This is a genomic window from Desulfococcus sp. (genome assembly GCF_041737845.1).
In the GTDB taxonomy this organism is placed as follows: domain Bacteria; phylum Desulfobacterota; class Desulfobacteria; order Desulfobacterales; family Desulfococcaceae; genus Desulfococcus.
In genome coordinates, this window is sequence record NZ_JBGSQX010000143.1 from 1 (window position 1) to 20,976 (window position 20,976).

At 60.9% G+C, this 20,976-nt stretch carries 22 protein-coding genes and 1 tRNA gene; 14 read left to right on the plus strand and 9 right to left on the minus strand.

Annotated features, from left to right (window positions below; translation table 11 throughout):
- Window positions 1–898: alpha/beta fold hydrolase (locus tag ACEW8N_RS16710; protein ID WP_373500987.1), on the plus strand; the 898-nt coding region annotated here is incomplete at its 5' end.
- 40 nt (window positions 899–938) lie between these two features.
- Here ACEW8N_RS16710 and ACEW8N_RS16715 read toward each other — a convergent pair.
- Entirely contained in the window at window positions 939–1,391 is a 453-nt protein-coding gene (locus ACEW8N_RS16715; protein WP_373500988.1) for a PilZ domain-containing protein, read from the minus strand.
- A gap of 486 nt (window positions 1,392–1,877) precedes the next feature.
- Here ACEW8N_RS16715 and ACEW8N_RS16720 point away from each other — a divergent pair, with 486 nt between their 5' ends.
- The 5 genes from ACEW8N_RS16720 (at window position 1,878) to ACEW8N_RS16740 (ending at window position 9,935) form a co-directional block, all read left to right on the plus strand.
- Entirely contained in the window at window positions 1,878–3,302 is a 1,425-nt protein-coding gene (locus tag ACEW8N_RS16720) for a trimethylamine methyltransferase family protein (RefSeq protein ID WP_373500989.1), read from the plus strand.
- Window positions 3,303–3,519: 217 nt separating this feature from the next.
- Window positions 3,520–4,146, plus strand: coding sequence for a B12-binding domain-containing protein (locus ACEW8N_RS16725; RefSeq protein ID WP_373500990.1), 627 nt, complete (start codon window positions 3,520–3,522; stop codon window positions 4,144–4,146).
- A 106-nt stretch (window positions 4,147–4,252) separates the two neighbouring features.
- Window positions 4,253–5,050 carry a methyltetrahydrofolate cobalamin methyltransferase gene (locus ACEW8N_RS16730; protein ID WP_373500991.1) on the plus strand — a complete coding sequence of 266 codons (798 nt, stop codon included), beginning with the start codon at window positions 4,253–4,255 and terminating at the stop codon, window positions 5,048–5,050.
- A 226-nt stretch (window positions 5,051–5,276) separates the two neighbouring features.
- Entirely contained in the window at window positions 5,277–8,480 is a 3,204-nt protein-coding gene (carB, locus tag ACEW8N_RS16735; protein WP_373500992.1) for a carbamoyl-phosphate synthase large subunit, read from the plus strand.
- Between the two features lie 48 nt (window positions 8,481–8,528).
- Window positions 8,529–9,935 (plus strand): amidophosphoribosyltransferase, encoded by a 1,407-nt coding sequence (locus ACEW8N_RS16740; RefSeq protein ID WP_373500993.1) that lies wholly within the window; start codon window positions 8,529–8,531, stop codon window positions 9,933–9,935.
- 156 nt (window positions 9,936–10,091) lie between these two features.
- On the opposite strand, the gene ACEW8N_RS16745 is transcribed toward ACEW8N_RS16740, so the two are convergent.
- The 8 genes from ACEW8N_RS16745 to ACEW8N_RS16780 all read right to left on the minus strand — a co-directional run bounded on the left by ACEW8N_RS16745 (window position 10,092) and on the right by ACEW8N_RS16780 (window position 13,718).
- Window positions 10,092–10,379, minus strand: a complete 288-nt coding sequence (locus ACEW8N_RS16745) for a type II toxin-antitoxin system RelE/ParE family toxin (RefSeq protein WP_373500994.1) — start codon at window positions 10,377–10,379, stop codon at window positions 10,092–10,094.
- Window positions 10,369–10,623, minus strand: a complete 255-nt coding sequence (locus ACEW8N_RS16750) for a type II toxin-antitoxin system Phd/YefM family antitoxin (RefSeq protein WP_373500995.1) — start codon at window positions 10,621–10,623, stop codon at window positions 10,369–10,371. Before ACEW8N_RS16750 ends, ACEW8N_RS16745 begins: the two co-directional genes overlap by 11 nt.
- A 144-nt stretch (window positions 10,624–10,767) precedes the next feature.
- Window positions 10,768–11,364 (minus strand): sulfurtransferase-like selenium metabolism protein YedF, encoded by a 597-nt coding sequence (yedF, locus tag ACEW8N_RS16755; protein WP_373500996.1) that lies wholly within the window; start codon window positions 11,362–11,364, stop codon window positions 10,768–10,770.
- A gap of 46 nt (window positions 11,365–11,410) precedes the next feature.
- A complete protein-coding gene (gene selD / locus ACEW8N_RS16760; protein ID WP_373500997.1) occupies window positions 11,411–12,466 on the minus strand; it encodes a selenide, water dikinase SelD in 1,056 nt (351 codons plus the stop codon).
- The gene (locus ACEW8N_RS16765) at window positions 12,463–12,711 is read right to left on the minus strand and encodes a hypothetical protein (protein WP_373500998.1); all 249 of its coding nucleotides are present in this window, start codon (window positions 12,709–12,711) and stop codon (window positions 12,463–12,465) included. Before ACEW8N_RS16765 ends, selD begins: the two co-directional genes overlap by 4 nt.
- A gap of 121 nt (window positions 12,712–12,832) precedes the next feature.
- The gene (locus tag ACEW8N_RS16770; protein ID WP_373500999.1) at window positions 12,833–12,997 is read right to left on the minus strand and encodes a hypothetical protein; all 165 of its coding nucleotides are present in this window, start codon (window positions 12,995–12,997) and stop codon (window positions 12,833–12,835) included.
- 96 nt (window positions 12,998–13,093) lie between these two features.
- Window positions 13,094–13,426, minus strand: a complete 333-nt coding sequence (locus tag ACEW8N_RS16775; RefSeq protein ID WP_373501000.1) for a helix-turn-helix domain-containing protein — start codon at window positions 13,424–13,426, stop codon at window positions 13,094–13,096.
- Window positions 13,395–13,718: a type II toxin-antitoxin system RelE/ParE family toxin gene (locus tag ACEW8N_RS16780; protein WP_373501001.1), complete on the minus strand. Its 324-nt coding sequence runs from the start codon at window positions 13,716–13,718 to the stop codon at window positions 13,395–13,397. The genes ACEW8N_RS16775 and ACEW8N_RS16780 overlap by 32 nt, the downstream gene beginning before the upstream one ends.
- A gap of 492 nt (window positions 13,719–14,210) precedes the next feature.
- Here ACEW8N_RS16780 and ACEW8N_RS16785 point away from each other — a divergent pair, with 492 nt between their 5' ends.
- The 8 genes from ACEW8N_RS16785 (at window position 14,211) to ACEW8N_RS16820 (ending at window position 20,969) form a co-directional block, all read left to right on the plus strand.
- Window positions 14,211–15,488, plus strand: coding sequence for a double-cubane-cluster-containing anaerobic reductase (locus ACEW8N_RS16785; RefSeq protein ID WP_373501002.1), 1,278 nt, complete (start codon window positions 14,211–14,213; stop codon window positions 15,486–15,488).
- A gap of 47 nt (window positions 15,489–15,535) precedes the next feature.
- On the plus strand, window positions 15,536–15,745 hold the full coding sequence (locus tag ACEW8N_RS16790) for a molybdopterin-binding protein (protein ID WP_373501003.1): 210 nt from the start codon (window positions 15,536–15,538) through the stop codon (window positions 15,743–15,745).
- Window positions 15,746–15,803: 58 nt separating this feature from the next.
- A complete protein-coding gene (locus ACEW8N_RS16795; RefSeq protein WP_373501004.1) occupies window positions 15,804–16,556 on the plus strand; it encodes an acyl-CoA dehydratase activase in 753 nt (250 codons plus the stop codon).
- 20 nt (window positions 16,557–16,576) lie between these two features.
- Complete coding sequence (locus ACEW8N_RS16800; protein WP_373501005.1) at window positions 16,577–17,716, plus strand: double-cubane-cluster-containing anaerobic reductase; 1,140 nt, start codon at window positions 16,577–16,579, stop codon at window positions 17,714–17,716.
- 77 nt (window positions 17,717–17,793) lie between these two features.
- Window positions 17,794–18,795 carry a substrate-binding domain-containing protein gene (locus ACEW8N_RS16805; RefSeq protein ID WP_373501006.1) on the plus strand — a complete coding sequence of 334 codons (1,002 nt, stop codon included), beginning with the start codon at window positions 17,794–17,796 and terminating at the stop codon, window positions 18,793–18,795.
- 3 nt (window positions 18,796–18,798) lie between these two features.
- Window positions 18,799–19,599 (plus strand): ATP-binding cassette domain-containing protein, encoded by an 801-nt coding sequence (locus tag ACEW8N_RS16810; RefSeq protein ID WP_373501007.1) that lies wholly within the window; start codon window positions 18,799–18,801, stop codon window positions 19,597–19,599.
- Window positions 19,596–20,558: an ABC transporter permease gene (locus ACEW8N_RS16815; protein ID WP_373501008.1), complete on the plus strand. Its 963-nt coding sequence runs from the start codon at window positions 19,596–19,598 to the stop codon at window positions 20,556–20,558. The genes ACEW8N_RS16810 and ACEW8N_RS16815 overlap by 4 nt, the downstream gene beginning before the upstream one ends.
- A 319-nt stretch (window positions 20,559–20,877) precedes the next feature.
- Window positions 20,878–20,969 (plus strand) — tRNA-Sec (locus ACEW8N_RS16820).
- Window positions 20,970–20,976: the final 7 nt, after the last annotated feature.

Sequence of the window (20,976 nt, forward strand, 5' to 3'; positions counted from 1 at the left end):
CCATGTCAACGGCTACATGGACAACATCGTCGATTTCATCCGGCAAAAGCACAACCTGCCCCGGATCAACCTCATGGGCATCTGCATGGGCGGCGCCTTTTCCGTGATGTATTCGGCCCTCCACCCCGAAAAGATCAAGAATCTCGTCACCACCGTGACCCCCACCCACTTCGATACGGACACCGGCCTCCTCCATATCTGGATGAAGAACACCCGGGCGCTGGAGATGGGCGACGCTTACGGCAACATGCCGGGGGACATGATGAACCTGGGCTTCCTGCTCCTCAACCCCGCCCGGCTCATCCTTGACAAATACGTCGGGTTCTTCGAGCACATGGACAACAAGGAGTTCGTGGAGAACTTCGTCCGCATGGAGAAGTGGATCTTCGACAGCCCGGATATTCCCGGAGCCACCTTCCGGCAGTTCATCGAGGACCTCTACAAGAAGAACCTCCTGATCCAGAACAAGCTGGAGTTGGGCGGCCGCCGGGTCGACCTCAAGAAGATCACCATGCCCCTGCTCAACATCTACGGCAAGTTCGACCACCTGGTTCCGCCCGCGGCATGCGAGCGCCTGACCGCGGCGGTGGGCAGCGAGGACACCGAGGACCTCTGCCTCGATACGGGGCATATCGGCATCTATGTCAGTTCCAAATATCAGGCGGAGTTCGCCCCCAAGATCGCGGGGTGGCTGAAGTCGCGGGAAGGCGATGGAAGGGCGCCCGCCAGGCCGGAAAAAACTGCATCCCGGCACGTCATCAAACGGAAGAAAACCTCTTCCGACACACCGGCACCCCTCACGGCCGGACCTCGCCCGGAGGCCATGCGCGCGCGAAAGAAATCCGCAGGAAAAGCCTCCGCCCCCATTCCCGCAGTACGGCGTCGGGCGGGGGATTGAACGACTTTGGGCCGCAGGAAACGACCTGCGGCCCAAAACGCTAGAGAATATTTCCCATCAGAAAATTATCGATGCAATCCTTGATGGGTCCTTCAGAGATGCAGCAGACGCGGTTGAGGCAGTCCCCGCAGAGATGCTCGGTTTCGGCGGAGCAGCCGCAGATCGGTTTATCGCACAGTCTGCAGGTCTCCATTAAAAATCTCACACCCACCTGGTAATCCAGCGCCTGGCCGACGCCTGATTTCACGCACCATCGAACCTCGGCGTAAAACTCCCGCCTCGCATCCAGCCAGTAAGGGTCCGGCGCGAGTTCGGCCATGCTGATGAGGATGCCTTCACCGGGCATAAGTTCGCAGCCCGCAAGAAAGGCCATTCCGCCGACGCTGCTGTTGATCATCTCCCCGTGCCGGCGCTCTTTCGTCGTGCCGTGGATAAAATGAATCGGCGCCCGGCATTCATTGCGAGTGTAGGCTCGCATGGTGATGACGCTCATGTCTACACCTCCTTCAATTGAATGGGCATGCGTATGCATTGCAAAAATTTATGGTTTTGTCTATGGGGATTTGCCATCATTTCATCTGGGGAAATTTCCCGTACGCAGATCTCCAGTCTGTTCCGCGAACCTTGTCCATTTCAGTTCGAGCGTTAAATATTTTTTCATATTCGACAGTTTTTTTTGCTTTTTGTCCCCTCATACTGAAAATATTTTTTCATCTATGCCGACCCCCTGGGGCGCCGGCCGCCTGCACCTCACGGGCAGCGGCCGGCATTCGAGGCCGGCAGGTCCGGCCCTAACCATCCGGAATTAAATCCGATGCCGAAATGATTCCGCCTGGAGCCCCGGCATGGGGGCGGAAGATCCGGGCCGTTTCCCGGCATGGCATGCCGTGTGCATTTCAACAGATTCCGGGGCGCGCGGGATCAACGAAGGATCATTCAGGATATCCCCTTGCTCAACACCCAATAAAGGAGCGTGACCATGTATGACCGCATGCAGACCCTGACCCAGGAAGAGATGACCCGGATTCATGACGCCGCCATGGATCTTCTCGGGACCACCGGCATCGCCTTCAACGAGGACGAGGCCCTCACGATTTTCAAGAAAAACGGCTTCAAGGTCGACGGGAAGACCGTCTACTTCACCGAGGCCCGGGTGCGAAACGCCCTGAGTACGGCCCCGTCCCGCTTTACCGTGACGGCCCGGAACCCGGAGAAGAGCGTTGCCGTGGGAGGGGATGACTACGTCTTTGTGCCGGGATACGGCGCGCCGTTCATCACCCTCACCAGCGGCCTGCAGCGGGAATCCACCATGGACGACTACGACAATTTCTGCAAACTGGTACAGACCTCCAGACACATCAACATGAACGGGTTCATGATGGTGGAGCCCTCGGATGTCCCGGCGGACACGGCCCACCTCGACATGATCTTCTCCAGCATCATCCTCTGCGACAAACCGTTCATGGGCAGCCCCGTCTCCAAGCAGGGCGCCCGGGACTGCGTCGACATGGCCGCCGTCGTCTGGGGGGGCATGGACAAGCTCAGGGCCGTCGGCCCGGTGACCGTCTCCCTCATCAACTCCCTCTCGCCACTCCAGTTTTCCGACGAGATGGCCGGGTCCCTCATCGAGCTGGCCCGGGCCAATCAGGCCTGCGTCATCGCGTCGCTCATCATGGCGGGCTCCTCCGGCCCTGTCACCCTCGCAGGCGTTCTGGCCCTCCAGACCGCCGAGATCCTGGCCGGCCTCACCCTGGCCCAGTTGGTCAACCCCGGGGCCCCGGTGGTCTACGGCTCGACCTCCTCGGCCATGGACATGAAGACCGGCGGACTCTCCATCGGCTGCCCCGAGCTTTCCGTCGTGGTCTCCGCCACCGCCCAGATGGCCCGGTTCTACAACCTTCCCAGCCGGAGCGGCGGCTCCCTCACCGATGCCCATTTCCCGGATGCCCAGGCAGCGGTGGAATCCACGCTGGCGCTCACGACTGCCGCCCGGAACGGCATCAACTTCATCCTCCACGCCGCAGGCATCCTGGGCTCGTACATATCCATGAGCTACGAGAAATTCCTCATCGACGAGGAGGTCTGCGGCATCACCCGAAGACTTCTCAAACCCATGGAGATCACCCCCGGGTCCATCGACACGGACATGATCAAGACCGTCGGCATCGGCGGGCAGTACCTGACCCAGCCCAAGACCTTTCAGCTCTGCCGGACGGAATTCCACCTGACCGATTTCATGAACCGCCAGAACCATGCCGGCTGGAAGGCGGGCGGCAGGAAGCGGATTGACGAATTCGCCGTGGACCGGCTGGGACAGCGCCTGGCCCGCTACGAGAAGCCGGGTATCGATCCGGGGGTAGAGGCGGCGCTCGCGGATTTCGTCACCCGAAGGAAGAAAGGATAGTGGGGCCGTTCGCGCGGATGAAAGAAGATGCTCTCAGAATATTTTTCACGGGCATGGATTTTTTAAGTGGTTTCATTTAGTGGGCACTGGTATCATCCGGTTTCGCCCATATCGATGGAATTTTGTCAAATGTAACGGTTGATCATCATTACCGGCAGGGTTTATTCATTTTTCAGGGGTTCAATCCATCATCACCCAACGACATCAGGAGGCACCAATGGCAATTCAAGATATTTTTCAGGCGGTCATGACATTCGACGAAGCATCGGTCAAGAAACTGGTCCAGGCCGAACTCGACGCCAAAACCGACATCGATTCGATCCTCAACGAGGGCCTCATCGGCGCCATGGACGAGGTCGGCAGGCGGTTTTCCGAGGGTGATCTCTTCGTGCCCGAGATGCTCATGGCGGCCCAGGCCATGAAGGGCGGGCTCGCCATCCTGAAGCCGTTCCTGGCCGAAGGCGCCAACGAATCCAAGGGCACCGTGGTCATCGGCACGGTCAAGGGCGATCTCCACGACATCGGCAAGAACCTCGTGGCCATGATGATGGAGGGCGCCGGTTTCAACGTGGTCGACCTGGGGGTGGACGTGGACGCCGCAAAATTCGTTGCGGCCGCCAAAGACAACAAGGCCCATGTCGTGGCCCTCTCGGCCCTTCTTACCACCACCATGCCCGCCATGCAGACCACCATCAACGCCATCCGGGAGGCCGGCATCGCCGTCAAGACCATCGTGGGCGGCGCCCCGGTCACCCAGGCCTTCGCCGACCAGATCAAGGCCGACGGCTACTCCGACGACGCCCCCGGCGCCGTGGAGCTGGCCCGCAGGCTGATCGCGGCCTAGCGGCTTTCCGAAGATTTTCAAACCGCTGCAACGTGGGGGCGGGGGCGGCTCCCGGCCGGCCCGGCCCCACGACAGTCATAACCCCTTAGACACCGAGGAAACGATCATGATCATCATCGGAGAACTCATCAACGCCAGCCGGAAGGCCATCGGCGCAGCCATCGAGGCCCGGGACGCCGCGGCCATCCAGAAGACGGCCCGGGATCAGGATGCGGCCGGCGCCGACTTCATCGACGTCAACGCCGGCATCTTCGTGGGAAAGGAGCCCGAATACCTGAAATGGCTTGTTGAAACCGTCCAGGCCGTGAGCGAAAAGCCCTGCGCCATCGACAGCCCCGACCCCAAGGCCATCGAAACGGCCCTGGCCGTCCACCGGGGCACCGCCATGATCAACTCCATCTCCCTCGAAAAGGACCGCTACGACAACCTCATGCCCATCATTGCCGGCACCGACCTCAAGGTCATCGCCCTCTGCATGAGCGACGCCGGCATGCCCGAGACCGTCGACGACCGCATGAAGATCGCCGACAAGCTCGTGGGCGGCCTCCTCCAGAACAACGTCAAGATGGAGAACATCTACGTCGACCCCCTGGTTCAGCCCATGTCCGTCAACAACACCTTCGGCGTGGAGTTCGTCAACACCATCGAGAAGATCGTCACCACATTCCCGGGCATCCATACCGCCTGCGGCCTCTCCAACATCTCTTACGGCCTGCCGGCCCGGAAATTCCTCAACCAGACCTTCATGGTCATGGCCATCGCCAAGGGCCTCGACGGCGCCATCATGAACCCACTGGACAGGAAGATGATGGCCAACATCATCGCCGCCGAAGCCCTGGCCGGCAAAGACAACTTCTGCATGAACTACCTCAAGGCGTTCCGGGCCGGGATGTTCGAATTTTAAAAAGATCGTCCCATCACCTCCCCTCCCGGCCGCACCCGCCCCGAAAACCCGCCTTTGCCCAAGGGCGGGTTTTTTTATTCCATATACCCCTTGATTTTCAGTGGCGCTTAAACTATTTGCATTTTGTTAGAATTGATGTTCCGGCGCAATCCGGACCTCCGTTCCTCCAGGGGAATCGCGAATCCGCCCAATGATATCCATCCAATTGTTATGGAAAGGGAAATCCATGCCCAGACGTGACGACATCCACAAGATCCTGATCATCGGCTCCGGTCCCATCGTGATCGGCCAGGCCTGCGAATTCGACTATTCCGGCACCCAGGCCTGCAAGGCCCTGCGCTCGCTGGGGTATGAGGTCGTACTGGTGAACTCCAACCCGGCGACCATCATGACCGATCCCGGCATGGCCGACGCCACCTACATCGAGCCGCTCAACGTCAGGATCATCGAAGAGATCATCGCCGCCGAACGGCCCGACGCCGTCCTGCCGAACCTGGGCGGCCAGTCGGCCCTGAACCTCTCCTCGGAGCTGCACAAGGCCGGGGTCCTCGACCGCTACGGCGTCAAGGTCATCGGCGTCAACATCGACGCCATCGAACGGGGCGAGGACCGGACCGCCTTCAAGAACACCATGGAGCGCCTGGGGATCGAGATGCCCCGCAGCCGGGCGGTGGAGAGCGTCGACGCGGCCGAGGAGATGGCCGACGAGCTGGGCTATCCTGTCGTGATACGGCCGGCCTACACCATGGGCGGCACCGGCGGCGGGCTGGTCTACAACCGGGAGGAACTGCGCACCATCGCGGCCCGGGGGCTCGCGGCCAGCCTCATCCACCAGGTGCTGGTCGAGGAGTCGGTGCTGGGCTGGGAGGAACTGGAGCTGGAGGTGGTGCGGGACGCCAAGAACCAGATGATCACGGTCTGCTTCATCGAGAACGTCGACGCCATGGGCGTGCACACCGGCGACTCCTTCTGCACGGCGCCCATGCTCACCATCGACCCGGCCCTCCAGAAGAAGCTCCAGGAATACAGCTACGCCATCGTCGAGGCCATCGAGGTGGTGGGCGGCACCAACGTCCAGTTCGCCCACGACCCCAAGACGGGCCGGGTGGTCGTCATCGAGATCAACCCCCGCACCTCGCGCTCCTCGGCCCTGGCCTCCAAGGCCACCGGGTTTCCCATCGCCCGGGTCTCGTCGCTTCTGGCCGGCGGCCTGACCATGGACGAGATTCCTTACTGGCGGGACGGCTCCCTCGAAAAGTACACCCCCTCGGGCGACTACGTGGTGGTCAAGTTCGCCCGCTGGGCCTTCGAGAAGTTCAAGGGCGTTGAAGACCGCCTGGGCACCCAGATGCGGGCCGTGGGCGAGGCCATGAGCATCGGCAAGACCTACAAGGAGGCCTTCCAGAAGGCCATCCGAAGCCTCGAGATCAACCGCTACGGCCTGGGCTTCGCCAAGAATTTCAACACCCTTTCCCTGGAAGAACTCATGAACCGGCTGGGCGAGGCCACCAGCGAGCGGCAGTTCCTGATGTACGAGGCCCTGCGGAAAGGCGCCGACATCGAGCGCCTGTACGAAAAAACCCATATCAAGCCCTGGTTCATCCGGCAGATGAAGGAGCTGGTGGAACTGGAGGAGAAGATCCTGACCTGCCGGGGGCTGGAGGTGCCCGACGATCTCCTGGTCCAGGCCAAAAAGGACGGCTTTGCCGACCGGTATCTTGCCATGCTGCTGGCCGTGCCCGAAGCGGAAATCCGCTCCCGGCGGCGGGCCGTCGGCCTCAACCAGGCCTGGGACGCGGTGCCCGTGAGCGGGGTCGAGAACGCCGCCTACTACTATTCCACCTACAACGCCAAGGACACCGTGCCCGTGAGCGACCGGCGGAAGATTATGGTCCTGGGCGGCGGACCCAACCGCATCGGCCAGGGGATCGAATTCGACTACTGCTGCGTCCACGCCGCCTTCGCCATCCGGGAGGCCGGCTACGAGTCGATCATGGTCAACTGCAACCCGGAGACGGTCTCCACCGACTACGACACCTCCGACAAGCTCTACTTCGAGCCCCTGACCGTGGAGGACGTCTTAAGCATCTATGAAAAGGAGAAGCCCCTGGGCATCATCGCCCAGTTCGGAGGTCAGACGCCGCTCAACATCGCGGGCGAGCTGGCCCGGGCCGGGGTCAACATCCTGGGCACCTCGCCCGAGACCATCGACCTGGCCGAGGACCGGGACCGATTCAACCAGGTCATGCGCAGGCTGGGCATCCCCCAGCCCGAGTCGGGCATGGCCGCCGGCTTCGAAGAGGCCCTCAAGGTCGCCGCGCGCATCGGCTATCCCCTCATGGTCCGCCCCTCCTACGTTTTAGGGGGCCGGGGCATGGAGATCGTCCACGACGACGAGAACCTTAGGCGCTACCTCACCGCCGCGGTCGAGGAGATCTCGCCCGAGCGGCCCGTGCTCATCGACGCCTTCCTCGACAACGCCATCGAGGTGGAGGCCGACGCCATCGCCGACGGTAAGGACGCCTTCGTGCCGGCGGTGATGGAGCACATCGAGCTGGCCGGCATCCATTCGGGGGATTCGGCCTGCGTCATCCCGCCCCTGAGCCTCTCGACCCGGCACATCGACACCATCCGGGACTACACCCGCCGCATCGCCATCGAGCTCCACGTGGTCGGGCTCATGAACATCCAGTACGCCATCCAGAACGACACGGTCTACGTGCTGGAGGCCAACCCCCGTGCGTCGCGCACCGTGCCCATCGTCTCCAAGGTCTGCGGGCTCTCCATGGCCCGGCTCGCCACCCAGGTGGTCCTGGGCCGGAGCATCGCCGACCTCGACCTCAAGGACCGGCGGATCCCCCACTACGGCGTCAAGGAATCGGTCTTCCCCTTCAACATGTTCCCCGAGGTCGACCCGGTGCTGGGGCCCGAGATGCGCTCCACCGGCGAGGTCCTGGGCCTCTCCCGCTCCTTCGGCCGCGCGTATTTCAAGGCCCAGGAGGCCACCCAGGTCTCCCTGCCCCTCGAAGGGACGGTGCTCTTCACCATCGCCGACCGGGACAAGGGGGCGGCCATCGAACCGGCCCGGCTCTTCCGCGACCTGGGCTTCCAGATCCTGACCACCGAGGGCACCCACCGCTTTCTCAAGGAAAAGGGCATCGACACCGTCTCCGTCCCCAAGCTCGGGTTCGGGCGGCCCAACCTGCTGGACGCCATGAAGAGCGGCGGGGTCCACCTCCTGGTCAACACCCCCAGCGGCAGCGAGAGCAGCGCCCAGAGCGCGGACATCCGCAGGACGGCCATCGCCTACAAGATCCCCTACATCACGACCACGGCGGCGGCCATCGCGGCGGTAAAGGGGATCGCGGCAAGGCGGGCGGGCCGGTCCAAGGTCCGCCCCATCCAGCAGTACCACGCGGAAATCCATTAACCTCAACAGCGGGCGGCAAAACGGCCCGGTCGGAAAAAGGCATCCCCCATGGGCGGACTTTTCGGCATTGTATCGGCTTCAGACTGCGTCTCCGAGCTTTACTACGGCACGGATTACCACTCCCACCTGGGGACCCGGCGCGGCGGCATGGCGGTCGCAAACGGCAGGGGCATCCAGCGCGCCATCCACAACATCGAGAACAGCTATTTCCGGACCAAGTTCGAGCCCGAGCTCTCCCGGTTCGAGGGCAGCCGGGGGATTGGGGTCATCAGCGACACCGATCCCCAGCCCCTGGTCATCGGCTCCCACCTGGGGACCTTCGCCATCGTCACCGTGGGGAAGATCAACAACCAGGCCGACCTGATCCGGCGTGCCTTTGAAAAGCGGGGCTACTTCGCCGATACCACCGGCGGCGTCGTCAAGCCCACCGAGCTGGTGGCCCGGCTCATCTGCGAGGAGGCCGGCTTCGAGGCGGGCATCGTCAACGCCCAGGCCAGCATCAAGGGGTCCTGCTCGCTCCTCCTCCTGACCGACAAGGGCATCTATGCCGCCCGGGACCGCCTGGGCAGAACCCCCCTGGTCATCGGACGGCGCGAAGGCGCCGTGGCCGTCAGCTCCGAGACCAGCGCCTTCCCGAACCTGGGCTTTGGGGTCGACCACTTCCTCGGCCCGGGGGAGATCGTCCGCATCACGCCGGACGGGTGGGAATCAACTCACCCTCCGGAGAAGCGGATGCAGGTCTGCGCCTTTCTCTGGATTTACTACGGGTACCCGGCTTCGGAATACGAAGGGATCAACGTGGAGTGGGTCCGCAACCGGTGCGGCGCGGCCCTGGCCCGCGGGGACGACGCGGCGGTCGATTTCGTCTCGGGCATCCCCGACTCGGGCATCGGTCACGCCCTCGGGTACGCCGGCGAGCGCCGCATCCCCTATCGGCGGGCCTTCGTCAAGTACACCCCCACCTGGCCCCGGAGCTTCATGCCCCAGAACCAGAGCACGCGGGACCTGGTGGCCCGGATGAAGCTGATCCCGGTTCGGCGGCTCATCGAAAGCCGGCGCATCCTCTTCTGCGAGGACTCCATCGTGCGCGGCACCCAGCTCAAGGAAAACGTCCAGGTCCTCTTCGACTACGGGGCCAGGGAGGTGCACATGCGGCCGGCGTGCCCCACCCTGATCTACCCGTGCGAGTTCCTCAACTTCTCCACCTCGCGCTCGACCCTCGACCTGGCCGGCCGCAGGATCATCCGCGAGCTGGAGGGCGACGAAAACCAGGATCTGGCGGCCTACGTCGCCCACGGCTCGGAGAAGAACCTCGCCATGATCGAAAAGATCCGGCGGATGCTGCGCCTCACCACCCTCAAGTACCAGCGCTTAGACGACATGGTGGCGGCCATCGGCCTGCCCCGGGAGCGGGTCTGCACGCACTGCTGGGACGGATCGAGCTACGGGCTCTGAAGCGTAGGGCGCAAGGCGGGGAGGGGAGGTGCCATAGCCGGAAGATGCAAACTCGCGGATTTTGCGTGGGCACGCCTGTACCGTTTCTGCTTGAACCGGCGCATCCTGCGGTAAGAGCATATCCCAAGCATTTTTCCGAATGCTGATGCGTCCGGATCAGGGTGTCCTTTTTCGCTTCTTCAGGCTCTTGTAAATGGAGTCTCGTCGGCCGACACAGATAACAAAGATGGTGATCTCTTTATCATCGGCCTCGTAAACCAGACGATAGCCCACCGACCGAAGCTTGATTTTGTAATGGTTCCGGTAGCCCCGAATCCTTGCAGTCTCGATGTGGGGATTTTCCAGCCTGCGCACAAGATGGGTCTTGAATTGCGCTTTGATTTCAGTCGCCAGCTTGTGCCATTCCTTCAGTGCACTTGGCAGAAATTTAAGATCATAGCTCATCGAGGTTGACCTTGACGGCGCGTTCCTTTTCGGTCTTTCTCTCTTCTATGATGCCGGCCAGTTCCAGATCCTCAGCCAGGTCCATCAGTCTTTCATATGTCTCGGCCGGGATGATATATGCCGCAGGCTTGTTTCGGTTCAGCAGCGCTATCGCCTCGCCGCGGGCTTCGTCGATGACAGCCTGCGGGTTGCGCTTTAGTTCGCTGATACTGACCGTCAAATCAGCATGGATTTTCGTGAGCATTCTCAGACTCCTTTTTATAAGTACATTTTATAGCACTTATAGTAGATCTATTAAAAAACCATGTCAAGCGGCTGGATGCCCCACACAAGGAAACCTGGGAATCTGCTTTTGGGAGATTTTATAAATCTTTTTTCTCCATGCCGGCTAAATGTTCACCACCTTGTCGGCGAGCTGCATGGCCGTCACGATGTCGAGCATGTTGGTGGTTTCGCCCGCCTGTTTGGCATTCAGGAGGTCGAAGTGGGTGAGACAGGTGCCGCAGACCAGGATCGTCACCCCGGAGGCGGCCAGGGACAGGAGGTCCGCCAGGGCCGCGGACCCCTCGACGGCGAGCTTCACGCCGTTGTTCACCAGGACGAGGCGCCAGAGCTCGCTTCCCATCTCCTTCAGGGTCTTGATGAAACTGAGCATCAGCTTCAGCCCCAGCTCGTCGTCGCCGTATCCCATCCGGTCGGTCGTCACCATGACCATGATCTTCTTGAGGTCGGCGTCCGGAAACTGGGAGACAGACGGGGCGGCCGCGGCCCCCGGCGTCCCTTCGCCGGTGACGTGGAAATCGCCGCCCTGCTCTTCAACGGAGACCTGAAATCCCCGGGATTCGAGAAACAGGGAGACGTTCTCCCCGGAGGCCCGGTTGTCGACGATCACCCTCACCCGGCCCGCCGCATCCGTTTCGACGGCGTCCTTGGTCATCAAAACCGGCGCCGGACAGGCCAGCCCCCTGGCATCGATTACTTTCATGCTGCATCCTTTCCCTGTTCAGGGTCGAAGATAGAATCCAAAAGCATCACGCACGCGTCACCCGGATCCTTTCGACCGGTTCACGCACAACCTCCCCGATGACGGCGGCATCATCATGCCCGTTCCTTTTGAGCTCCGCTGCCAGGGCATCCGCCTTTTCAGCGGCAACCGAGATCAAAAGCCCGCCCGAGGTCTGGGGATCAAAGAGGACATAGGGCATGATGCGGCCGACATCCGCGGCCATATCGACCATGTCCGCCCGGAAGTCCCGGTTGCGGTGGGCGCCGGCCGGAATGAGCCCCATCCCGGCGAATTCAAGGGCTTCGGGAATCACCGGGACCCGGGCGGCCTGGATGTGCGCCCCCAGCCCCGAGCCCGTCACCATCTCCGCCAAATGCCCCAGAAGCCCGAATCCGGTGATATCCGTGCAGGCATGGACGGGAAAGCCCGACATGATCTCCGCGGCCCGCCGGTTCAGGGCAGCCATGATGCGGACCGCCCGCTCCGCCAGGCCGACTGCGGCCATTCCTGCCTTCATGGCCGTCGTGACGATCCCGATGCCCAGGGGTTTGGTCAGAACGAGCCGGTCCCCGGCTGCCAGGCTTTTCTTGGTGAGGACCCGGTCCGGATGGATGAATCCGGTGACCGAAAGGCCGTACTTCAGCTCCTTGTCCTCGATGCTGTGGCCGCCCACCAGGACGACACCCGCCTCCCGCATCTTGACGATCCCGCCCTCCAAGATCCGCCGCAGGACCGAAAGATCCATCCGGCCGAGGGGGAAGCAGACGATGTTCATGGCGGTCTTGGGCGTCCCGCCCATGGCGTAGACATCGCTCAGGGCGTTGGCCGCGGCGATCTGGCCGAACCAGAACGGATCGTCCACCACCGGCGTGAAGAAATCGACCGTCTGGATCATGGCGATCTCGTCGGTGATCCGGTACACCCCGGCATCGTCGGCCCGGTCGAGCCCGACGATCAGGTTCTCGTCCGTCGGGAAACCCAACCCGCAAAGCGCCTGCTCCAGGTCCCCCGGAGGCAGCTTGGACGCTCAGCCCGCCCCGCTCACGGTCGCCGTGAGCCGGATGTTTTCGCCGTCCGTCATTTCCCCTCCTCGTTTCGGCCTTTTCCCGGCGAAGGCGTCCCCCCGGAAAACGGGCATGCCAGCCGGTCCGCGTCGTATTCGTGAATCCCGCCGCAATGGGGGCAGGGGCTGTTGAGGCGCACCCGGGCATCGAGCCGCCGGTTCCCCTCCCCGTCCACCACGACCCCGCGGTTGTCGACAAGCCTGAAATCGCCGCGCTCAAACTCCCGACCCGCCACAGGACAGGTGAAAATCAATTTCATCATGACCCCGCAAGCATTTCCCATGTTTTTGAAAAGGCTACTATGCCATGCGGATCCCGGTCAAATCGCTAATCCTGATGGGAAGATTTGATCGGATATATGAAATCTATCGGTTTGTTTGCAGCTACGCCTCTTGTCTGGCGCTTTTTCGCGACTTCCGGCCGGTGCGGCCTTCCCGCTTGATTTCCTCCGGATCCCACGGCGTGGACTCGCCGCTGTCGAGGCCGTCACGGATATCCCGGCGCAACTGTTCTAGCTTGAGCGCACGAATGCGATCCTGCTCCTCCATAAAAGGTGCCATTCTGATTTTAGGAATTTATATTGCGTGAAAACGCAACGATGTTTTAATTGGTCCTGTAGATGCGTTTAGCCATTGCCCTATCTATTATCCGCAAAAAACATTTTGATAAGGCTCCCCGTTTTTGTGGGGGCTGATCTGAATCGTCACTTTCTGATTCATGCGTTTTAAAAAATCGAGCAGCTTGTCCGTGGTGAATCGGCTGAAATGACCATTTAGCAGGTGTGAAATTTCGGCCTGCTTCACTCCCAAAAGCCCTGCCATCTCCCGTTGTTTCATATTTGTATCCTTTAAAAGACGGATAACATGGTAACCGATCATGGCCCGCATCTGTAATTCTTCGGCATCTTCCACCTCAAGATCAGCAAAAACATTGCCCGAACTTTTTTCAAATTTTATGTCCATCTTCTCTTTTCTCATCTTTTGCAAGCTCCTGTGCTTCCTTGTAACGTCGGTGGATCAGGTCTACGTCCTTTTGAGGAGTGGCAATGCCCTTCTTTGATTTTTTCTGAAAGGCATGCAATACGTAAATCTTTTCTCCTAACTGAACCGCCTGCACACAGCGATAAGATTCCTTGTCGTATTTCAAGGCTATTTCGATAATGCCCGGCCCTGACCCTTTAAAGGGTTTTGCATCCTTTGGCATTCCGCCAAACTGAATAAGCTGAAGCTCATCACCAATCAGCTTTCTGACCTCTTCCGGAAACTGCAAGATACTTTTCCTTGAGTCTCCAAGCCATACGATAGGGCGTAATGTGTCCGGTTTTGCAAAATTCATTCAGGATTCCGCCATATAAAAAATATATAGGGAAATTCCTATAGAGTCAAGTTCATTACTATCATTATTGTCACCGGTAACAGGCGCTCCTTTTTCTTCTGCCCAATCAGGCAAGCTCGCGAGCTTTGTCCTGGCTGATCCTATCCCCATTCTTATGATAAAAAACACGTAACTATTCAGCCCGATTTTACAGGCTCCTTGATGTTTTAAGTACCCATTAAGCGACGTCTTTTGAATCACAAGATGCCAAGTGACTTCGATCGCAATCCTGCCAAGCATTACTCTCACCCTCCCCTACCCCCCCATCCATTCATTTTCCCAATCTCCGACATCAAAATCATCATGATTATCGATTTGATTATGCACCATTTCCATAATAATCTGTCGCCTTCATCCCCTGATATTTAAACTTGAGAGGTGACAGACATGGATAACCCGTACGTTTCAATGTGGCAGGATCTGGGGCTCGACCTTGCGGCCCACGACGCCCTGCTGGATGTTCTGGGGAGGGCCTACACGGACTTCTTCCTCACCCAGAAGAACCGGCCCGAGGGCATGGGATACTTCGATTTCGTCATGAGCGAGGTCCACGGCCTCCGCATCAAGGAGCTGCTGGACGAGAAGGCGGCGGGGCGAAAGATCATCGGCTCCTACTGCGTCTTCGTGCCCGAGGAGATCGTCCTGGCCGCGAACGCCACCCTCGTCGGGCTCTGCTCCGGCGCCGACTTTGCCATGGAAGAGGTCGAGAAGATCCTGCCGCGAAACACCTGCGCCCTCATCAAGTCCTCCTTCGGCTTCAAGCTGGGCAAGGTCTGCCCCTACCTGGAGAGCGCGGACATGGTGGTGGGCGAGAACACCTGCGACGGCAAGAAGAAGGCCTATGAAACCCTGGGGTCCCTAGTGAAGAATCTCTACGTCATGGACCTTCCCCAGGTCAAATCCGAGCAGGGGCGGGCCCTCCTGAAGACCGAATATGACCGCTTCAAGGACGCGGTGGAGGCCCTCACGGGCGTCGCCGTCACCGCCTCTTCCCTGAAAGAGGCGATCCGGACGGTGAACGCCAAGCGGGCCGCCATCCACCGCCTCTCCTCCCTGCGAAAGGCCGACCCCGCCCCCATCTCGGGCATGGACGCCCTTCTCGCCAACCAGGTCTTCTTCTACGACAATCCGGCCCGGTTCACGGCATCCGTGAACAAGATCTGCGACGAACTGGAGCAGCGGATCGCGGAGAAAAAAGGGGTCTTCCCGGCGAAAACGCCCCGGGTCCTCATCTCCGGCTGCCCCCAGGCAGTGCCCAACTGGAAACTCCCCTATATCGTGGAGACCTCCGGCGCGGTGATCGTGGGCGAGGAATCCTGCGTGGGCGAACGGGGCACCCGAAACCTCACGGACGAGACGGGCGAGACCGTCGACGCCATGATGACGGCCATCGTGGACCGCTACTTTCAGGTCGACTGCGCCATCTTCACCCCCAACCCCGAGCGCATGGCTCACATCGAGGAGATGGCCGCCGCCTACAGGGCGGACGGCGTGATCCACTACGGCCTTCAGTTCTGCCAGCCGTATCTCATGGAATCCTTCCCGGTGGAAAAAGCCCTCGAGGAGAAGTCCATCCCCACCCTCCGCGTCGAAACCGACTACGGCATGGAGGATATGGGTCAGTTGAAAACGAGGATCGAGGCCTTCATCGAGCAGCTTCGATAGCCAGGCCCAAAACGCCTATAGAAAACAAGAAAAGAAAGGAGTCAACAATGAAATACGGCGCAAGAAACACCATCACAGCCAAGGTGACCTCCCTGAAAAAAGGGGATGTCATGTCTCTTGTCAAATTTCACGTCACCGGCCCTGTTGAGATGGCATCGGTCCTGACGACCGAATCCGCGGAGTCTCTGGACCTGAAGCCGAATGACGAGGTTCAGCTCATCATCAAAGCGATTCACGTCCTGCCGGTGAAAGAGTAATGCCGGGTCGTGAAGTTTTAGCATGAAAATCCAACGGCTTCAGGAACCCGATAATTGTATGAGATACGCAGGCATCGACATCGGGTCGCGCACCATCGAACTCGTGGTGGTCGACGCGGCGGGCGGGATTGTGGAGAGCTTTCAGGCCGACACCGGCTTCGATCCCATGGCCGATACCCACAGGCTCATGGACGGGGTGGCCTATGAAGCCATCATGGCCACCGGCTACGGCCGGAACCTCTTCGAGATCTCCTTCGAGGCCCCCACGGTCACGGAGATCAAGGCCCACGCCCGGGGAGCGAGAAGGCTCTTTCCCGAAGCCCAAACCGTGCTCGACATCGGCGGCCAGGACAGCAAGGCCATCTCGCTCCTTCCCGACGGCCGGGTGAGAAAATTCGAGATGAACGACCGCTGCGCCGCCGGCACCGGGAAATTCCTGGAGATCATGGCCAGGACCCTGGGCTTTTCGATCGACGACTTCGGCCGGGAGGCCCTTCTGGCGGAGCAGGACCTCAACATTTCCAGCATGTGCACCGTGTTCGCCGAATCCGAGGTGACCTCCCTCATCGCCAGGGGCCAAAGCCGCCGGGAGATCGCCAGGGGCCTGCACGTCAGCGTGATCCGCCGGGCTGCCGGGATGATCAACCGCGTCTCCCAGGCGGGCGACATCGTCTTCACCGGCGGCGTGGCCAAAAACCCCTGTATGCGCGCCCTCCTCGCCGAGACCCTGGGCCGAAACATCCTGACACCCGAAGACCCCCAGCTCGTCGGCGCCCTGGGCGCCGCCCTGCTGGCGGGGGAACTGCGATAACCTCAACCGGAAAGCACGGCATGACCCCTTCATTCATGAACACCCTCCAGCAGATCACGGATCAGAACCTCGCGGACATCGAACAGGCCAAGGCAGCCGGCCGCGCCGCCATAGGCTTTTACTGCCTCTACTCGCCCACGGAGATCGCCGTCGCGGCCGGGGCCATCCCCCTGCCCCTGTGCGGCACCCGCAACGACCCCATCGCTGCGGCCGAGGAGATTTTGCCGCGGAACCTCTGCCCCCTCATCAAGAGCAGCTTCGGCTTTGCCGTCACCGACACCTGCCCGTTTTTCAGGTTCTCCGACATCATCGTGGGAGACACCACCTGCGACGGGAAAAAAAAGATGTTCGAGCTGCTCTCCCGGTACAAGACCACCCATGTGCTCCAGCTCCCCCAGAACCAGGACCCGGCAACGGCCCTGCCCTTCTGGCGGGCCGAACTGGAGCGGTTCAGGCGCATCATCGAGGACCGGACCGGCGTGATTATTGACGACGCTCGCCTCCGCGCCGCCATCCAGCTCATGAACCGGGAACGCGCCGCCAGGAAGGCGCTCATGGACGTGAACCGGCTCAAACCCGCTCCGCTTCCCGGCTCCCGGCTGCTGGAGGTCCTGTTCAAGGTGGGATTCCTCGCGGACAAGGAAAAGGGGATCGCCCTCATGAAACAGGCGGCGCTCGAAGCAACCAAGGGAACGCTCCATGCAGACGACCCGAAGGGCTCCGGCCGCAAACGCATCCTGCTTACTGGCGTGCCCGTCGGGCTGGGGAGCGACAAGGTCGTGAAGATCATCGAGCAGAGCGGCGCCGACGTGGTGGCCCTTGAAAATTGCTCGGGATACAAGCAGGCCTTTGCCGTCGACGAGGATAAAGACCCCATGGACGCCCTGGCCGAGCAGTACCTCGCCACCCCATGCTCGGTCATGAGCCCCAACACCGGCCGCTTCGACCTGCTGGCCGAAATGATCCGGGGGTTTTCCGCCGACGGCGTCGTCGATCTCACCTGGCAGGCCTGCCACACTTACAATATCGAGGCCTTCAGCGTGGACGCCTTCATTCGGGAGACCTTCGGCATGCCCACCCTGCACCTGGAAACCGACTACGCCGAAAGCGACACCGAGCAGCTCCGGGTACGCATCGAGGCCTACCTGGAGATGCTGTAGCACCGCCATTGCGGTTTGGATAACCCATCTCTTTTACACCCAATTTACATTCCAACGACACATGAAGGAGAACAAGGATGAAAAAGCGCACTGCTGCAATCCTGTCGGCCGTGGCCCTATTCCTGACGCTGGCCGTCGGCCACGCCCCTGCCGCCGAAAAGCTGCCTCCCCTGGGCAAGGACGTCACCATCTGGTTCGACACTGGCGGCCCGGTGGGCGGGCCTTACAACACCATCGTCCAGAACGGCGCCACGCAGGCGGCCTCGGACCTGGGATGCGACCTTAAACTGCTGTACTCCGACTGGAACCCGGAAAGGATGATTGAAAATTTCAAGACCGCACTGGCCGCAAGGCCGGACGGCATTGTTGTCATGGGGCACCCCGGGGACGGCGCCTATGCGCCCTTCATCCAGGAGGCCTTCGACGCCGGCGTGCTGGTGACCTGTGTGGACACGAACCTCCCCAAGGCCCTTGAAAAATACAAATCGAGAGGATTCGGATCCATCGGAACCGACCCGGATATCATGGGCACCACCCTGGCCAGGGAGGCCCTTGTCCGATCCGGCCTCAAAAAGGGCGACCGGGCCTTCATCTGGGGGTTGAAACGACTCGAGGAGCGTGGCCGCAGGGCTCTTGCCATGATCCGGACGCTGGAAGAAGCCGGCCTGGTCGTGGATTACATCGAAATCAGCCCCGAGGTGGACAAGGATACGGCCATGGGCGTCCCCATCGTCACCGCCTATCTGTCCAGTCATCCGGACTGCAAAATGATGCTGATCGATCACGGGGCCTTGACATCCCAGATGGAGAACTTCCTCAAGGCGGCCGGCGTGGGGCCGGACGCCATCTTTGTGGGTGGTTTCTCCCTCTCGCCTGCCACGGCATCGGCCATTGAAAACGGATACGTGGACCTGGTGTCGGAGATGCAGCCCTATCTCCTGGGATACCTTTCCGTGGCCCAGATTGTACTGACGAAAAAATACGGCTTCACCGGCCTCGAAATCGATACCGGCGGCGGATTGGTCCATAAAGGCAACATCGCCCTGGTCGCGCCCCTGGCCAAAAAAGGCATCCGATAATCGATGGATGAATACCGCAGGGATTTCAGGCAGGCCCAACCCGTGCTGTGCCTTCGGAGAATATCCAAATCTTTTGACGGAGTCGAGGCCCTGAACTCCGTCAGTCTGGATATCCGTCCCGGCGAAGTCCTCGGACTCGTGGGGGACAACGGCGCGGGCAAATCCACCCTCATCAAGATTCTCTCCGGCGTTCAGCGGCCCGACGCCGGGGAGATGACGGTGGGCGGCAGCCCTGTCGATTTCGCAAGGTACGATGTGGCGGCGGCCAGGCGCCTGGGCATCGAGACGGTGCACCAGGAGCGGTCGCTGGGCGAAAAACAGCCCCTGTGGCGCAATATCTTCGCCGGCAGACCCATGACGAACCGCCTGGGCTTCATCCGGGTCCGGGCCCAGAAGCGGGCGACCCTGGAGATATTGAACCGCCACGTCGGCCTGCGGGGGGTGGGCATCAGCGCCGAGGCCCGGGTCCGCACCCTCTCCGGCGGGGAGCGCCAGGGGCTTTCAATCGGCAGGGCCATGTACTTTCACGCCAAAATCATTGTCCTGGACGAACCCACCACGGCCCTCTCCCTCACCGAGGTGGACAAGGTGCTGGGGTTCGTCGGCCGGATCGCGGAGGAGCAGAAGGCGTGCATCTATATCTCCCACAACATGGCCCATGTCCACCGGGTCGCCCACCGGATCGCGGTCATGGAACGGGGAAGAGTCGTCGGGGAATACCTGCGGGATGAGCTGACCCTCGAGGGCTTGGGCCTGGAACTCATGCGGATCACGGCCGGCGCCGCCCGTGAGCGCTTCTCGTGAAGGCTTTTTTTCGCCGGTTCAGCGTCCAGGCCGGCATCTCCTGCGTCCTCGTCGGCCTCCTGGGGATTTTCATGATATCGAGTCCGGGGACCTTCCTGTCGCCGCACATCTATATCTCCTTCGGATCCACGATCCCTTTCACGGCCCTTCTGGCTTTAGGCCTCACCTTTCTGATCATCGCAGGTGAGATGGACCTCTCTTTTCCGTCGGTGATGGCCGTCTCCGGATTCGTGTTCTCCGAGCTCTTTCTCGCCACGGGAAGCGCGCCGCTTGCATTTATCGCGGCTATTGCCGCAGGCGCCGCGGCGGGGCTCCTGAACGGCCTGCTCGTCGTCAAGGTGGGGGTGCCGTCCATCATCGCCACCATCGGCACCCAGTTTTTCTGGCGCGGTGTTGCAATCCTGCTGGCATCCGGCCTCGCCAGGAACATCGTCCCGGTCCGGGACACCCTACTCCACCATCTCTTCGCCGGCCGGATCGGCGGCCTTGTGCCGGCCCAATTTCTCTGGTGCCTGGGGATTGCGGGCCTCATGGGGCTGATTCTGAACCGCCACGCCTTCGGCGACAACGTCCTGTTCATCGGCGACGATATCCGCACCGCACGATTGATGGGGATCGACACCGACAGGGTGCGGATCCTCCTGTTCGTATTCATGGGGATTATGAGCGCGCTCGTGTCGGTGATGGTCTGCATGGAGATGGCCAACTGGTGGCCCACCCAGGGGGAAGGCTACCTGCTTCTGGTCTTCGCCTCGATCTTCATCGGCGGCACCTCGGTATTCGGCGGCGAGGGGACGGTCTTCGGCACCCTCGTGGGCGCCGTCATCATCGGCATCATCGAAGCCGGCATCATCAGCGCGGGCCTCTCGGGGTTCTGGACACGCCTGGTCCACGGCGCCGTCATCGTTGCGTCCGTGTCGGTGTACGCGATATTGTTTCAAAACAGAAAACCGGCGTGAGGGAATTTTCTATCCTTTCAAACAGCATTATAGAGCATATCGAATTGACAAATCGATGATCTCGATATAGTATCCCTCTCCATGACATGGCATCGACGGCGGCCTGTCAACAGAAACCGGCCGCACGTCAAGGATTTCAGTGTTACAGGATTTGTAAATTCATGTTCAATCTGTCCGGCTTTACATGAACGGCCGCACATCTCTTAACCGTGCGTGTTAGGAAGGATGCGGTCGGAAGGCGGCGTCAGACAAGTTTTCCCTTCCGATCCGTTTGAATGGATCACTCCGGGGCCCGTTGAAAAAGCGGCCCCGCATCTTCAGGGGCAATGGTGCTGGGCACCCCGCGGTCTTCAAAACCGTCGGCCTCGTCTCATAAACGAGGAGGAGGTTCGATTCCCCTTGCCCCTTCCACATCGAG